The 14,946-nt window shown below is 60.7% G+C and carries 11 protein-coding genes; 5 read left to right on the top strand and 6 right to left on the bottom strand.

From position 1 onward, the window contains the following. The first annotated feature begins 180 nt into the window (after positions 1-180). The 5 genes from phnR (at position 181) to OKC29_RS01210 (ending at position 6,549) form a co-directional block, all read left to right on the top strand. Positions 181-888: a phosphonate utilization transcriptional regulator PhnR gene (phnR, locus tag OKC29_RS01230; protein ID WP_026141379.1), complete on the top strand. Its 708-nt coding sequence runs from the start codon at positions 181-183 to the stop codon at positions 886-888. A gap of 120 nt (positions 889-1,008) precedes the next feature. Continuing rightward, entirely contained in the window at positions 1,009-2,028 is a 1,020-nt protein-coding gene (locus OKC29_RS01225; protein ID WP_073350015.1) for a putative 2-aminoethylphosphonate ABC transporter substrate-binding protein, read from the top strand. Between the two features lie 268 nt (positions 2,029-2,296). Then, a complete protein-coding gene (locus OKC29_RS01220; RefSeq protein WP_073350013.1) occupies positions 2,297-3,391 on the top strand; it encodes a putative 2-aminoethylphosphonate ABC transporter ATP-binding protein in 1,095 nt (364 codons plus the stop codon). Further along, the gene (locus tag OKC29_RS01215) at positions 3,388-5,124 is read left to right on the top strand and encodes a putative 2-aminoethylphosphonate ABC transporter permease subunit (RefSeq protein ID WP_073350011.1); all 1,737 of its coding nucleotides are present in this window, start codon (positions 3,388-3,390) and stop codon (positions 5,122-5,124) included. The genes OKC29_RS01220 and OKC29_RS01215 overlap by 4 nt, the downstream gene beginning before the upstream one ends. An 18-nt stretch (positions 5,125-5,142) precedes the next feature. After that, positions 5,143-6,549: an FAD-dependent oxidoreductase gene (locus OKC29_RS01210; RefSeq protein WP_073350009.1), complete on the top strand. Its 1,407-nt coding sequence runs from the start codon at positions 5,143-5,145 to the stop codon at positions 6,547-6,549. 112 nt (positions 6,550-6,661) lie between these two features. Here OKC29_RS01210 and OKC29_RS01205 read toward each other — a convergent pair whose 3' ends face one another. From OKC29_RS01205 to sucA, 6 genes are all read right to left on the bottom strand, one after another. After that, complete coding sequence (locus OKC29_RS01205; RefSeq protein WP_005300228.1) at positions 6,662-7,117, bottom strand: YcgN family cysteine cluster protein; 456 nt, start codon at positions 7,115-7,117, stop codon at positions 6,662-6,664. Between the two features lie 150 nt (positions 7,118-7,267). Beyond that, positions 7,268-8,254 (bottom strand): hypothetical protein, encoded by a 987-nt coding sequence (locus OKC29_RS01200; protein ID WP_270668761.1) that lies wholly within the window; start codon positions 8,252-8,254, stop codon positions 7,268-7,270. A gap of 278 nt (positions 8,255-8,532) precedes the next feature. After that, on the bottom strand, positions 8,533-9,405 hold the full coding sequence (gene sucD / locus OKC29_RS01195; protein WP_005300222.1) for a succinate--CoA ligase subunit alpha: 873 nt from the start codon (positions 9,403-9,405) through the stop codon (positions 8,533-8,535). Continuing rightward, on the bottom strand, positions 9,405-10,571 hold the full coding sequence (gene sucC, locus OKC29_RS01190; protein ID WP_016350506.1) for an ADP-forming succinate--CoA ligase subunit beta: 1,167 nt from the start codon (positions 10,569-10,571) through the stop codon (positions 9,405-9,407). The genes sucD and sucC overlap by 1 nt, the downstream gene beginning before the upstream one ends. A 223-nt stretch (positions 10,572-10,794) precedes the next feature. Continuing rightward, positions 10,795-11,982, bottom strand: coding sequence for a 2-oxoglutarate dehydrogenase complex dihydrolipoyllysine-residue succinyltransferase (odhB, locus tag OKC29_RS01185; protein ID WP_073350006.1), 1,188 nt, complete (start codon positions 11,980-11,982; stop codon positions 10,795-10,797). 92 nt (positions 11,983-12,074) lie between these two features. Next, positions 12,075-14,885, bottom strand: a complete 2,811-nt coding sequence (gene sucA, locus OKC29_RS01180; RefSeq protein ID WP_162275671.1) for a 2-oxoglutarate dehydrogenase E1 component — start codon at positions 14,883-14,885, stop codon at positions 12,075-12,077. Positions 14,886-14,946 lie beyond the last annotated feature (61 nt).

The raw sequence follows: 14,946 nt of genomic DNA, 5'->3' as shown, positions 1-14,946 counted from the left end.
TCAAAGGGGTGGCGCTACGTGCAACAAAAAATTCATTTTCAGCGCCGGGATCGCGATAATCTAGGAGGCCTGAACAACAGGGCCGACGCTGGTATCTACCAACGTGTTTTGACATCGCCGTTTAACGACCGGGCAGATAACCAGCCCTGCGCCCAGCCGATTGCACAACCAGGGATTTTCATGAGCAAACCCCAATATCTGCAGATCAAGGATGCCCTCGCCAACCAGATCCTGGCGGGGGGTCTGGCTCCCAACGACAAGCTCCCCTCCGAGCGCCTGCTGGGGGAACTCTACGGCACCACAAGAGTCACCATCCGCGAGGCACTGGTGCAGCTGGAGGCGAACGGCCTTATCTATCGGGAGGATCGCCGCGGCTGGTTCGTCACCCCGCCGCGTTTCAGCCTCAACCCCAGACGCACCTCCAACTTTCACCAGATAGTGCGGGAGCAAGGGGGCGAGCCGCGCACCGAGCTGCTGGAAAAAAGCCGCCAGGCGGTGCCGCCCGCGCTGATGGCACGGCTGCAGCTCAAGCCGTTTGACAGCCTCTTTCTGCTAAAACGGCTGCGCTACGCCAACGGGCGCGCCATCTGCTACTGCGAGAACCACTGCCTGCCAGAGCGGGTGCCCGGCCTGCTGGAGCTGGATCTCAACGGCAGCCTGACCGAGATCTACCAGGCCCATTACGATCTTCACTACGCCCGCATGCAGGTGCGCTTCTTCCCCACCGCCCTACCGGACGAGGTGGCCAAGGCGCTGGGGGCCACCGCCGGTCTGCCCGCCCTGCGCCTCGAGCGACTCAACTTCGATCAGCACGGCCGGGTACTCGACTTCGATCTGGAGTACTGGCGCCACGACAGTCTGGAGATCGAGGTGGATACCCAGGATTAGTCACGAACAAATCAGGAACGGCAAAACGTCACGGAGCCGTCACGGTCACGTCATAAAGATCCCCTAGCCTCTCTCTCGACCAATCTGGTTTATACCAAGCCAACTTATATGGAGAAGAGGATGAAACAGGGAACCCATCTGCTGGCCGCCGCCGTGCTGGCCACCACGACAGCCCCGGCACTGGCCGCCACCGATCTCACCGTCTACACCGCCTTCGAACCGGAGCAGCTCGGCGAGCTGAAAACCGCGTTCGAGCGCCAGCATCCGGATATCAACATCAAGTGGGTGCGTGACTCCACCGGCGTGGTCACCGCCCGCCTGCTGGCGGAAAAAGCGCAGCCCAAGGCGGATGTGGTGTGGGGACTGGCGGCCACCAGCCTGATGCAGCTCGATCAGCAGCAGATGCTCAATGCCTATGCCCCGAAAGGGCTGGAGAAGCTCGACAGCCGCTTTCGCGACAGCAAGGCCGAGCCGCACTGGATCGGTCTGGACGCCTTCTTCAGCGCCATCTGCTTCAACAAGGTAGAGGCAGAAAAACAGGGGATCCCGGCGCCCACCAGCTGGGCCGACCTCACCAAGCCCATCTACAAGGGCAAGGTGATCATGCCCAACCCCAGCTCCTCCGGCACCGGTTACCTGAGCGTCGCTGGCTGGCTGCAGACCATGGGCGAGCAGCAGGGCTGGCAATTCATGAACGGCCTGCACCAGAACATCGACCGTTACACCCACTCGGGCTCCGCCCCCTGCAAGCTGGCCGCCAGCGGCGAGACGGTGATCGGTATCTCCTTCGATTTCCCGGCAACCAGCCTCAAGGCCAAGGGTGCCCCCATCGAGGTGGTGTTCCCGAAAGAGGGCTCGGGCTGGGACATGGAAGCCGCCGCCATCATCAAGGGTACCCCCAAGCTGGAGGCCGCCAAGCAGCTGCTCGACTTTGCCGCCACCGAACAGGCCAATGCCCTCTACAACAAGTCGTTCGCAGTGGTCGCCATTCCGGATGTGGCCAAGCCCAGAGCCGGTTATCCCGCCAACATCAAGGGCCAGATGATCGACAACGACTTTGGCTGGGCTGCCCGCGAGCGCAATACCATCCTGGCCCAGTGGAGCGCCAGCTTCGACGGCAAGACCGAAGCCAAGCAGTAAGCATGAAGGGCGGCGGTTTGCTCACGCCACACACCGCAGCCAATAAACTGCTTGCCGAAGGCCAACTCAAGTTGGCCTTCGTTTTTTGGCATCAACCCCATGTGTGTGTCGTCCTCAATGGGTGGAGCCCCGTCCATCTACACGGGGCCAAGCCACCAGCTGGCGCCCCGTCGTCATCTGACTGTCATCAAGCTGTCATCCCCCGATCACCTGACCGTCACACTTCACCCGCAAACTGGTATATACCAAATCAGTAGCGAGTCGAACCATGACCCAGCCCTATCTGGATATCCAACATCTCAACAAGCAGTTCGGTGCTTTTCAGGCCCTCAAGGGGATCTCTCTGACCATTGAGCCGGGGGAGTTTATCTGCTTTCTCGGCCCCTCCGGCTGCGGCAAGACCACCTTGCTCAGAGCCATCGCCGGGCTGGATCTGCCGGACAGCGGCGAGATCTGGCAAGGGGGGCGCAATATCTCCCGGCTGCCGCCCCAGCAGCGCGACTTTGGCATCGTGTTTCAATCCTACGCCCTCTTCCCCAACCTGACGGTGGCCCAGAACATCGCCTTCGGCCTTGAGAATCAGGGGCTGGCGCGGGATCTCATCAAGGAGCGGGTCGATCACTGGCTGGGGCTGGTGGATCTCACGGCCCAGTCCCACAAATACCCGAGCCAGATCTCCGGCGGCCAGCAGCAGCGGGTGGCGCTGGCCCGGGCACTCGCCCTCTCCCCCGGCCTGCTGCTGCTGGACGAACCGCTCAGCGCGCTGGATGCGCTGGTGCGCACCCACCTTCGCAGCGAGATCCGCGCCCTGCAGCAGCGCCTTGGCATCACCACCATCATGGTGACCCACGATCAGGAAGAGGCGCTGACCATGGCCGATCGCATCGTGGTGATGGAGGGCGGCCGCATTGTGCAGGTGGGTACCCCGCAGGAGATCTACCACCAGCCTGCCAGCCGTTTCGTGGCAAGCTTTGTCGGCACCATGAACTTCCTCGACACCCTGGTGCTCGGCCCCACTCAGGTGCGCCTTAACGAGCAGCCACTGACACTGACCAACCGGGCCGCGGCCGGTAGCAAATTGCAGGTGGCGATCCGCCCCGAGGCAATCACCCTGAGTGCGCCGAGCGAGCCGTATCTTGGCCAGCACGGCATCGACGCGCAGATCGATCAGGTGGAGTTTCTCGGCGCCGCCCAGCGCCTTATCTGCACCGCCGACACCTATCTGGGCCCGCAGCAAGTTCTGGTGGAGCGCCCGACCCACGAGCTACCCCGCCACGAACAGGGTGGCTGGCGCAGCGGCATGCGCTGCTCGCTGCACTGGCCCGCCGGGGCGATGCAACTGTTTGAAGGAGAGCGCCCATGACTGCCCCTCTTGCGACCTCCTCCCTGTTGCCACCAGCGACCGCCCGGCAAGACGCCCGCTGGCTGCGGCTTTGTCGCGGCTGGAGCCGGGATCAGCTGCTGCAACTGATCCTGCTGGTGCTTGGCATCGCTCTGCTGGTGGGGGGCCTCTTGCTGCCGCTGCTCACCATGCTGCAGAAGAGCCTGCAGGATGAGAACGGCCTCTGGGTAGGCCTTGCCAACTTCAGCGCCTACTTCGACTCCCCGCATCTGGGGCGCACCATCGGCAATACCCTTTGGCTCGGGGTGCTGATCACCGCGCTGGTGGTGACCATCGCCTTTGGCTACGCCTATGCCCTCACCCGCACCAGCATGCCGGGCAAGAGCCTGTTTCGCCTCATCGGCCTTATTCCGCTGTTGATGCCCTCCCTGTTGCCCGCCATCAGTCTGGTCTATTGGTTTGGCAATCAGGGGATCGCCAAGGGGCTGCTCGGCGGCGAGAGCATCTACGGCCCCATCGGCATCGTCATTGGTCTGGGCTTCTGGTGCTTTCCCCACGCCCTGATGATCCTCATCACGGCACTGGGTCAAAGCGACGCCCGCCTCTATGAAGCCTCCCGGGTGCTCGGCAGCAGCGGCTGGCGCACCTTTGTCACCGTCACCCTGCCTACCGCTCGCTACGGTCTTTTGAGCGCCGCCATCGCGGTCTTTACCCTCACCATCTGCGACTTCGGGGTGGCCAAGGTGATTGGTGGCCAGTACAGCGTGCTGGCCACCGACATCTACCGGCAGGTGATCGGGATGCAGAACTTCTCGCTGGGCGCCGTTGCCAGCGTCACCCTGCTGCTGCCGGCGCTCTTGAGCTTTGCCCTGGAGCACAGGGTGCGCAGCAAGATGCAGGAGCAGAGCAGCACCAAGGCTGTGCCCTATCAGCCCAAACCCCATCGGCTGCGGGATCTGCTGGCGCTCGGCTGGTGTTCGCTGTGGGCCCTGCTGTTTCTGGCGCTGGTCGGGATGGCCGTTTACGGCTCCCTGGTGCAGTTCTGGCCCTATAACCTCGCTCTGACGCTGGATCACTACGCCTTTGACAGCAACAGCGTCTATGGCTGGCAGCCCTTTACCAACACCTTGCAGCTGGGCCTCTATACCGCGCTTATCGGTACCATGCTGGTGATGGTGCTGGCCTGGGCGCAGGAGAAGGGGCGCCACTTCGCATGGCTTCGCCAGTTGCTGCATCTGCTTGCCATGCTGTCGCTGGCGGTGCCCGGCATGGTGCTGGGGCTGGGTTACATCTTCTTTTTCAACGGCAATCCGCTCTTTGGCAGCCTATACGGCACCCTGCCGCTGATGGTGCTCTCCTGCGTCATCCACTACTACACGGTGGGCCATATGACAGCGCTGACCAGCCTCAAGCAGTTGCCCAAGGAGCTGGAGCTGGTGGCCATTTCATTGCGCATTCCGCTCTGGAAGGCGTTCTGGCGAGTCACCCTGCCCGCCTCCCTGCCCGCACTGCTGGAGATCTTCATCTATCTGTTCGTCAACGCCATGACCACCACCTCGGCGGTGATCTTCCTCTATTCGAGCGACAGCGTGCTCGCCTCCATCGCCGTGCTCAATATGGAGGATTCCGGCGATACCGCCGCTGCTGCCGCCATGGCTACCCTGATCCTGCTGGCCGCCGCCACCGTCAAGCTGCTCCAGCTCTTTTTGAGCCGCGCCCTGCTGGACCGCACCCAGCGCTGGCGCCACTCATAACCTTGTCGAGGAGTCATCATGTCCACTCTCCCCTTCTGGCTGGCCGAGGCGCTCACCGCCGAACAGCCCGCGCCCCCCACGCCCCTGGTCGGCCACCACGAGGCCGATGTCTGCATCGTCGGCGGCGGCTTTACCGGGCTCTGGAGCGCCATCGCCCTTAAACAGGCCGAGCCACACTTGCGCATCCTGGTGCTGGAAAAAGACCTGTGCGGCAGCGGCGCCTCCGGGCGCAACGGCGGCTGCCTGCTCACCTGGTCGGCCAAATACCTGACCTTAAAGCGCCTCTTTGGCGAGCAGCAGGCGGCCTGGCTGGTGCGCACCTCGGAGCAGGCGGTGCACGAGATCGCCCGCTTCTGCGAACAACACAACATAGAGGCGCAGCTGAGGATCGAGGGCACCTGCTACACCGCCACCAGCGAGGCCCAGCGCGGCCTGATGGAGCCGGTATTGCGGGAGCTGAAACACGCCGGCCTTAACCAGTGGCAGGCAATTGCAGAGGGTGAACTGGCAAGCCAAAGCGGCTCCCACGTTCATCTGGAGGGGCTCTACAGCCCGCACGCGGGTTCGGTGCAACCGGCACTGTTGGTGCGCGGCCTGCTGCGGGTGGCGCGGGAGCTGGGGGTCGAGGTTTATGAACACTCCCCCATGCAGCGCCTTGAGGCGGGCCAGCCGGCGCGGGTGCAAACAGCGCAGGGCGAGGTGCGTGCCCGCAAGGTGGTGCTGGCCCTCAACAGCGCCATGGTGCAGCACTTTCGCGAGTTTCGCCGCAGTATCGTGCTGGTCTCCTCCGATATGGTGATCACCGACCCCGCGCCGGATGCACTGGCCGCCCAGCAGCTTGCGCACGGCCGCTCCGTGGTGGATGGCCGCACCTTTGTGCATTACTACCGCTCGACCCCGCAAGGACGACTGATGCTGGGCAAGGGGGGCAACACCTTCGCCTTTGCCAACCGCCATCTGGCCGAGTTTGATGCGCCGAGCCGTTATCTTGCCCCCCTCACCCGCACCCTGCGCCGCTTCTTTCCAGCGCTCAACGAGGTGCCCATCGCTGCCAGCTGGTGCGGCGCCTCCGACCGCTCGGTAGATGGCCTCCCCTTCTTCGGCCACTGGCGAGGGCAGCCCAATATCGTCTATGGCCTCGGCTATTCTGGCAACGGGGTGGCGCAGAGCTGGATGGGCGGCCAGATCCTGGCGGCCCTGGTGCGCGATGAAGTGCGGGAGGAGGACAAGCCGTGGCGCGAGTGCGCGCTGGTCAGCGGCCCGCGCGGCTATTTTCCACCCGAGCCGTTTCGCTGGCTGGGGGCTATGGCGGTGCGCAATGCCATCCGGCGCAAGGAGCGGGCGGAAGATGAAAACCGCCCGGTGGCCTGGTACGACAAACAGCTGGCCCGGTTGGCGGATGCGGCGGGCAAGGCGGACAAATAGGCGCCTTCGCAGTGCTTCGGAAGAAGCCAGAAAGCCGAAGGGGCAGGAGAGTGATGACTCCCCTGCCCCTTCGCAGTTTGGCTCGACGACTGGCCCGATAGACAGGCCGGCGTTAGCTGGCCCAGGTAATGATGTGATCGATCCAGTCGCCGGCATCCACTTCGTGCACCACCTTTCCGCGCACCGACTGACCGGCCTGGTGCATGGCGCTGCGGCTGCCGGTGATAAGCGGATGCCACTCTGGCAGACTCTGCCCCTCCGCCAGCAGGCGATAGGCACAGGTAGAAGGCAGCCAGTCATATTCGGCAATCTTGTCGTGGGTGATCTGCAGGCAGTCCGGTTCTTTTTTAAAGCGGTTGCCGTAATCGGAGCACTGGCAGGTCTTGGTATTGAGCAGGTTGCAGGCCACGTTGGTGAACACCAGCTCCTCGGTGTCCTCGTCGATCAGCTTGTTCAGGCAGCACTTGCCGCAGCCGTCGCACAGGGACTCCCACTCCGTCATGGTCATCTGTTGCAGGCTTTTTACCTGCCAAAAGGGGGCGTTCTGCACGGGTTCACTCTGCTGCATAAAAGTTGGCTCACTCAATACACTGACAAGCGCGTGGTTATACGCCCTATGGCCCGATTTTTCAAGGCTGGTGGGCATGTACAACTCTGGGAAGCAATGCCAGCTTAGATGAATCATGAACCATCATCTGAATAACCAATAAAGAATTTGTCAATTTCTGCTTATACTATCCAATAATGGCTGCAATGTTTTAACCAAACGAACCTGAATATTAGAAATAAGAGTTGGCAAGCGCAGATTTATTTTGTCCTCTCCACCATAAAATAAGTTTCGATTACTAAATGCATCAAGCCTCCCTTCATTAGTCATGTCAGGAAACAGAATGTATTTTTCAATGCATTTCCCATTTAACACCACCTTGTATATCTTTGGCATGTCATCAATCAAACCATCGTGAACGATATGATTTCTTGTTGCCTCTACCTCATTTAATTCTGAACATTTTTCGAATAGAGTTCCATTCCTGCCATTGAAAGAAACCATTCTTCGATCACTGTAAAGCTTTCCCTTAGAAGATAGACGTGGATATCTTGAAAAATCTGTTTTAAGATTTTCAATCTCTATAGCCAGCTTAGTTGAATAATCAAGAAGGCTGTGTAATCGGATATATATAAAACCAAGCAGTGCAAATATTTTGGTTACGATCGGTGATGTTACCCATCTAACGCCATCTTCTTCTACTACGGCAGGAATGAAAAGCTCCTCTAAATTAAATGCCTGATAGAACTCACCTTGAAGTTGAAATACTTCTTTGCTGCATTCCTGTATGCCAGAAATGAGCTTTCTACAGTCATAAAGATAAAGTGCTTTGTTAACAGGAAAATACGGTGTAAGCCTTTGAAGAACACTTTCTAAATCCGTCTTTGATAGGGAACATTCCGAGTTCATCCCGGCAGTTGAAAGTAGTTCTGGTGCTCCCCGTAAGAAATTCCAGTATTCTTCGTTACTTCCAAATACTTTCTCAGCCAAAGAATTATGGAGTTTCACACATAAATCGTCAATCTGGTAGAAGTTATCTACCTTAACAGGTAGCCATGTTCCTTGATAGTCACGCTGAAAATATATCTCGTCACTGTCAGGAATATCATGAAATGGGATACCATTCAAACCTAAAAAATGTTGTATTTCATCTTTCACTCTGCAGAACCTCGAAATTTTCTTAGCAGCCATCAATGATAAAACCTATCACATAATACTGAATGGGCAAGAGCTATTTCTTGACGATTGGCTGTGATTTTGGAAAATGAGTTATCTACATCAAATCTGTAAACAGGTAGCCAATTTTCCATTTTGTATCGGAACCAGCACAAGTAGCATTTAATGGCTGCCGCTTGGAAGCACATCTACAGGCTACTGCCATAAAAAATGCCGCCCTAAGGCGGCATTTTCAATTAGAGATAACGGGCTGAAAAGAATTACCAGCCGGTCACTTCACGCAGGGCTTTGCCGATATCGGCCAGGGAGCGCACGGTTTTCACGCCGGCATCTTCCAGGGCGGCAAATTTCTCGGCCGCGGTGCCTTTACCACCGGCGATGATGGCGCCCGCATGACCCATGCGCTTGCCAGCCGGGGCGGTGACGCCCGCGATGTAGGAGACCACCGGCTTGGTGACGTGGGCCTTGATGTAGGCCGCCGCGTCTTCCTCGGCGTTGCCGCCGATCTCGCCGATCATCACGATGGCTTCGGTCTGCGGGTCATTCTGGAACATCTCCAGGATGTCGATGAAATTGGAACCCGGGATGGGGTCGCCACCGATGCCGACACAGGTGGACTGGCCGAAGCCCTCGTCCGTGGTCTGCTTGACCGCTTCATAGGTCAGGGTGCCGGAGCGGGAGACGATGCCCACCTTGCCCGGCTTGTGGATGTGGCCCGGCATGATGCCGATCTTGCACTCACCCGGGGTGATGACGCCCGGGCAGTTGGGCCCGATCATGCGCACACCGGTCTCCTGCAGCTTCACCTTGACGTCCAGCATGTCCAGGGTCGGGATACCTTCGGTGATGGTGACGATGAGCTTGATGCCGGCATCGATGGCTTCCAGGATGGCGTCCTTGCAGAACGGGGCCGGTACATAGATGACGGAGGCGGTGGCGCCGGTGGCTTCCACGGCGTCACGGACGGTGTTGAACACCGGCAGGCCCAGGTGAGTGGTGCCACCCTTGCCCGGCGACACGCCGCCGACCATCTGGGTACCGTAGGCAATCGCCTGTTCGGAGTGGAAAGTGCCCTGACCGCCGGTAAAGCCCTGGCAGATCACCTTGGTGTCTTTGTTGATCAGAACGCTCATTATTTGGCCTCCGCTGCTTTTACCACTTGCTGAGCTGCGTCAGTCAGACTCGTTGCGGCGATGATATTGAGGCCGCTGTCGGCCAGTTTACGGGCACCCAGTTCGGCGTTGTTGCCTTCCAGACGCACCACCACGGGCACTTTCACCCCTACTTCCTTGACGGCGCCGATGATGCCTTCCGCGATCATGTCGCAGCGCACGATGCCACCGAAGATGTTGACCAGCACGGCTTGTACCTTGCTGTCGGAGAGGATGATCTTGAACGCCTCGGTCACCCGCTCCTTGGTGGCGCCGCCGCCGACGTCCAGGAAGTTGGCCGGTGAGCCGCCGTGCAGGTTGACGATGTCCATGGTGCCCATGGCCAGGCCTGCGCCGTTGACCATGCAGCCGATGTTGCCATCGAGCGCCACATAGTTCAGCTCCCACTGGGCGGCGTGCGCTTCGCGGGGGTCATCCTGGGACGGATCGTGCATCTGGCGCAGCTTGGGCTGACGGTACAGGGCGTTGGCGTCGATGTTGATCTTGCCGTCCAGGCAGTGCAGGTTGCCCTGGGCGGTGATCACCAGCGGGTTGATTTCCAGCAGGGCGAAGTCGCAGTCCAGGAACATCTGGCCCAGACCCATGAAGATCTTGGTGAACTGCTTGATCTGCTCGCCAACCAGACCCAGTTTGAAGGCCAGCTCGCGCGCCTGATAAGGCTGCGGGCCAACCAGCGGATCGATGGCGGCTTTGTGAATCAGTTCCGGGGTTTCGTGGGCGACTTTCTCAATCTCCACGCCACCTTCGGTAGAGGCCATGAAGACCACGCGGCGCGAACCACGGTCAACCACGGCGCCCAGATAGAGCTCCTTGGCGATGTCGGTGCAAGATTCCACCAGGATCTTGGTGACCGGCTGACCGTTGGCGTCAGTCTGATAGGTCACCAGGTTCTTGCCGAGCCAGTTCTGGGCGAAGGCACGGATCTCGTCCTTGCTCTTGGCCAGCTTGACGCCGCCCGCTTTACCGCGGCCACCGGCGTGGACCTGGCACTTGACGACCCAGGTGTTGCCGCCAATCTTGTCGGCCGCTTCGGCCGCTTCCTGCGGGGTGGCACAGGCATAACCTTCGGAGACCGGCAGGCCATACTCGGCAAACAGCTGTTTTGCCTGATATTCATGCAGATTCATAGATGCTCTATCCGTGTTGTAGGTATTTCCGTCCGGGGCTCGTGTTTCTCAATCCCCTGTGAAAGGGGCCAAGGCGACCCCTCGTTATCTTTCTAATTTCACTTTCACTCAGACGTTCCGTCGGGGCCGGGTTGGCCCCCGCTTGCCGCCGAACGGGAAGTCCGGCGGCAAGCTTGTGGCGCGAGCCGTCAAGCCAGAGGGCTTGCCGGTCCGGCCGATTTCTTTAGACGTCCAGCAGCAGACGGGTCGGATCTTCCAGCAGCTCCTTGATGGAGACCAGGAAGCCCACCGACTCGCGGCCGTCGATGATGCGGTGATCGTAGGAGAGCGCCAGGTACATCATCGGCAGGATCTCGACCTTGCCGTCGACGGCCATGGGGCGGTCCTGGATCTTGTGCATACCCAGAATGGCGCTCTGGGGCGGGTTGATGATCGGGGTGGACATCAGGGAACCGAACACGCCACCGTTGGTGATGGTGAAGTTGCCGCCAGTCAGTTCATCCACGGTCAGCTTGCCGTCACGGCCCTTGCCGGCCAGGTCTTTGATGGCCTTCTCGATGTCGGCCAGACTCATGTTGTCGCAGTCACGCAGCACCGGGGTCACCAGACCACGGGGGGTGGAGACGGCGATGCTGACGTCGAAGTAGTTGTGGTAGACGATGTCGTCACCGTCCAGCGCCGCGTTCACTTCCGGGTAGCGCTTGAGGGATTCCACCACCGCCTTCACGTAGAAGGACATGAAGCCGAGCTTGATGCCGTGCTTCTTCTCGAAGATCTCGCCGTACTGCTTGCGCAGCTTCATGATGGGCGCCATGTTGATCTCGTTGAAAGTGGTCAGCATGGCGGTGGTGTTCTTGGCCTCCAGCAGACGCTCGGCGATGCGCTTGCGCAGACGGGTCATGGGCACGCGCTTTTCGGTGCGACCGGCCAGCGGAGCGACCGGTGCAGCCGGGGCCGCAGCGGCAACCGGTGCGGCGGCAAGCTTGTTGCCACCCTTGATGAAGGCTTCCACGTCTTCCTTGGTGACGCGACCGCCCTTGCCAGTACCGGTCAGCTTGGCAACGTCGATGTCGTGCTCGGCCACCAGGCGGCGCACGGAGGGGCTCAGGCCATCGGCAGCGTCATCGGCCACCGCTTCGACCGGCTTCTCCTTGGTCTCTTCGCCGGCCACCGGGGCAGGCTTGAGCATGGCGATCAGCTGGCGGGAGAGCACGGTGGCCCCTTCGCTTTGCAGGATGTCACCCAGCACGCCGGCTTCCGGCGCCGGCACTTCCAGCACGACCTTGTCGGTCTCGATGTCAACCAGCACTTCATCACGGGCAACCAGATCACCCGGTTTCTTGTGCCAGGTGGCGATGGTGGCATCCGCCACTGATTCCGGCAGGTCCGGTACTTTGATCTCGATAGTCATCTAATCAGTTCCTTGTTACTTCTTGGCCAGCAGGCTTGTTCCAGAGTAGGAGAGGGTCGGCGCAGCGGCGAGCCCTCTCCTTCGCAACGGGTTTATTCCAGGGTCAGCGCGTCTTCCACCAGGGCTTTTTGCTGCTTGGCGTGGACTGACATGTAACCGACGGCCGGTGAAGCCGACGCCGGGCGACCGGCATAACGCAGACGGGCATGGCTTGGCAGCACGCTGTCGTAATGATGACGGGTGCAGTACCAGGCGCCCTGGTTCTGCGGCTCTTCCTGACACCAGACGAAGTCGGTGACATGGCTGTAGTCGGCCAGGATGGCGCGCACTTCCTCTTCCGGGAAGGGGTAGAGCTGCTCAATTCGCACCAGCGCCACATCTTGCTGCTCGGCCTTGCGACGGGCATCGAGCAGGTCGTAGTAGACCTTGCCGGAGCAGAACACCACGCGCTTGACGCCCTTCGGATCCAGCGCATCGATCTCGCCGATGGCGTTCTGGAAGGTACCTTCGGCCAGCTCTTCGAGCTTGCTCACCGCCAGCGGATGGCGCAGCAGGGATTTGGGCGTCATCACGATGAGCGGACGGCGCATCGGACGTACCACCTGGCGGCGCAGCATGTGGAACACCTGCGCCGGGGTGGACGGTACGCACACCTGCATGTTGTGCTGGGCGCACATTTGCAGATAGCGCTCCAGACGGGCGGAGGAGTGCTCCGGGCCCTGCCCCTCGTAGCCGTGCGGCAGCAGCATGGTCAGGCCGCACATCCGGCCCCACTTCTGCTCGCCGGAGGAGAGGAACTGATCCACCACCACCTGGGCACAGTTGGCGAAGTCACCGAACTGGGCTTCCCAGATGGTGAGGCCGGCCGGCTCGGCGCTGGCGTAGCCATATTCGAACGCCAGGACTGCGTTCTCGGTCAGCACCGAGTCGTACACCTCGAACGGGCCCTGCTCGTCGTGCAGGTTGCACAGCGGGGTGTAGGTGCTGGCATCGGTCTGGCTGTGCAGCACGGCGTGGCGATGGAAGAAGGTGCCACGGCCGGAGTCTTCCCCGGTGAAGCGGATGCGCGAGCCCTTGTCCACCAGGGTGGCGTAGGCCAGGGTCTCGGCAAAGCCCCAGTCCAGCAGCTTTTCGCCGGCGGCCATCAGGCGGCGGTCTTCGTAGATCTTCTCGACCTGGCGCTGCAGCACGTGGGTGGCCGGGTACTGGCTGATGCGCTCGCCGAGGGACTTCAGATGATCCATCGGCACTGTGCTGTCATAGGCCATGGCCCAGTCGTGACCGAGATAAGGGGTCCAGTCGACGGAGTGCAGTTCCATCGGCCGCCACTCCTTGCTCACCCGCTCACCGCGATCCAGGGTCTCGCGATATTCGTTGACCAGGGAAGTGGCCAGCTCCTGACTGATGCTGCCTTCCGCCACCAGCTGGTCGGCGTAGATCTTGCGCGGGGTCGGGTGCTGTTTGATCTTCTGGTACATCAGCGGCTGGGTCGCACTCGGCTCGTCGGCCTCGTTGTGACCGTGGCGACGGTAGCAGACCAGCTCGATCACCACGTCGCGCTTGAAGGTGTTGCGGTAATCCAGGGCAATCTGGGTCACCAGCACCACGGCTTCCGGGTCATCGCCGTTGACGTGCAGCACGGGGGCCTGCACGGATTTGGCGATGTCGGTACAATATTCGGTGGAGCGCAGGTCACGGATGTAAGAGGTGGTGAAGCCCACCTGGTTGTTGATGACGATGCGCACGGTCCCGCCCACGCCATAGGCACGGGTCTGGGACATGTTGAAGGTCTCGGCCACCACGCCCTGACCGGCCATGGCCGAGTCGCCGTGGATGGTGATGGGCAGTACGGTCGAGCCGTCCTTGTCACCACGGCGGTCCATGCGGGCACGGACCGAGCCGATGACCACAGGGTTGACGATTTCGAGGTGAGACGGGTTGAAGGCGAGCGCCAGGTGGACGTTGCCGCCCGGGGTGGCGAAGTCGGACGAGAAGCCCATGTGGTACTTCACGTCACCCGTGCCCCAGGATTCGCCGTGTTTGCCGGCAAACTCGTCGAACAGGTCCTGGGCGCGCTTGCCCAGCACGTTGATCAGCACGTTGAGACGGCCGCGGTGGGCCATGCCGATGACGGCCTCTTTGCAGCCCTGCTCACCGGCGCGGCGGATCAGCTCCTTGAGCATGGGCACCATGGCATCGCCCCCTTCTAGGGAGAAACGCTTGGCCCCCGGGAACTTGGCGCCCAGGTATTTTTCCAGCCCTTCGGCGGCGGTCAGGCTCTCGAGGAAGCGGGTCTTCTCTTCCAGGGTGTAGCTGCCCGTCCCTTCGATGGATTCGAGACGCTGTTGCAGCCAGCGCTTCTCCTCGGTGGAGGTGAGGTGCATGTAGTCGGCACCGATGCTGCCGCAGTAGGTTTTTTTCAGCGAGGCATACAGATCGGAGAGCACCATGGTCTCGCGACCGATGGCATAGGAGCCCACGTTGAAGGTGGCCTCCATGTCTGCGCCCTGCAGATTGTGAAACGCGGGATCCAGTTCGGCAACGGTTTCACGCGCCCAGAGGCCGAGCGGATCCAGATTGGCGTTTTGATGGCCACGGAAGCGGAAGGCGTTGATCAGCTGCAATACCCGCACCTGCTTGGCATCCACTTGCGGATCGGAGACGGGGGCACTGTAGCGGGAGGGATCCTTGGCCAGGCGACGGAAATAATCGCGGACTCGGGAGTGAGGTTGTTCTATCGCATGGCCATTGACCTGGGGCAGCGAGCTAAACAGGCTGCGCCACTCTTCGGCTACGGACTCGGGGTCTTCCAGGAAGGATTCGTACAAATCCTCAATATAGCTTGCATTCGCACCAGCCAGGTGAGATGACTCCAACCAGGCCTTCATCACGCCGTTATGCATTTCTATCCCTTGTACATCTTGTTCACTGCAGCGCAGCTTGTAGGGTTTAAATAGCCATCCA

The sequence above is a fragment of the Aeromonas sp. QDB34 genome, assembly GCF_027705405.1.
Classification (GTDB): Bacteria; Pseudomonadota; Gammaproteobacteria; order Enterobacterales; family Aeromonadaceae; genus Aeromonas; species Aeromonas hydrophila.
Note: the sequence above shows the minus strand (reverse complement) of the source record. Positions and strands in the feature narration are given on the sequence as shown.

What these genes read in the sequence shown, in the direction of transcription:
- phnR (WP_026141379.1), top strand. Translation starts at nt 181, where the DNA reads ATGAGCAAACCCCAATATCTGCAGATCAAGGATGCCCTCGCCAACCAG.
- OKC29_RS01225 (WP_073350015.1), top strand. Translation starts at nt 1,009, where the DNA reads ATGAAACAGGGAACCCATCTGCTGGCCGCCGCCGTGCTGGCCACCACG.
- OKC29_RS01220 (WP_073350013.1), top strand. Translation starts at nt 2,297, where the DNA reads ATGACCCAGCCCTATCTGGATATCCAACATCTCAACAAGCAGTTCGGT.
- OKC29_RS01215 (WP_073350011.1), top strand. Translation starts at nt 3,388, where the DNA reads ATGACTGCCCCTCTTGCGACCTCCTCCCTGTTGCCACCAGCGACCGCC.
- OKC29_RS01210 (WP_073350009.1), top strand. Translation starts at nt 5,143, where the DNA reads ATGTCCACTCTCCCCTTCTGGCTGGCCGAGGCGCTCACCGCCGAACAG.
- OKC29_RS01205 (WP_005300228.1), bottom strand. Translation starts at nt 7,117, where the DNA reads ATGCAGCAGAGTGAACCCGTGCAGAACGCCCCCTTTTGGCAGGTAAAA.
- sucD (WP_005300222.1), bottom strand. Translation starts at nt 9,405, where the DNA reads ATGAGCGTTCTGATCAACAAAGACACCAAGGTGATCTGCCAGGGCTTT.
- sucC (WP_016350506.1), bottom strand. Translation starts at nt 10,571, where the DNA reads ATGAATCTGCATGAATATCAGGCAAAACAGCTGTTTGCCGAGTATGGC.
- odhB (WP_073350006.1), bottom strand. Translation starts at nt 11,982, where the DNA reads ATGACTATCGAGATCAAAGTACCGGACCTGCCGGAATCAGTGGCGGAT.
- sucA (WP_162275671.1), bottom strand. Translation starts at nt 14,885, where the DNA reads ATGCATAACGGCGTGATGAAGGCCTGGTTGGAGTCATCTCACCTGGCT.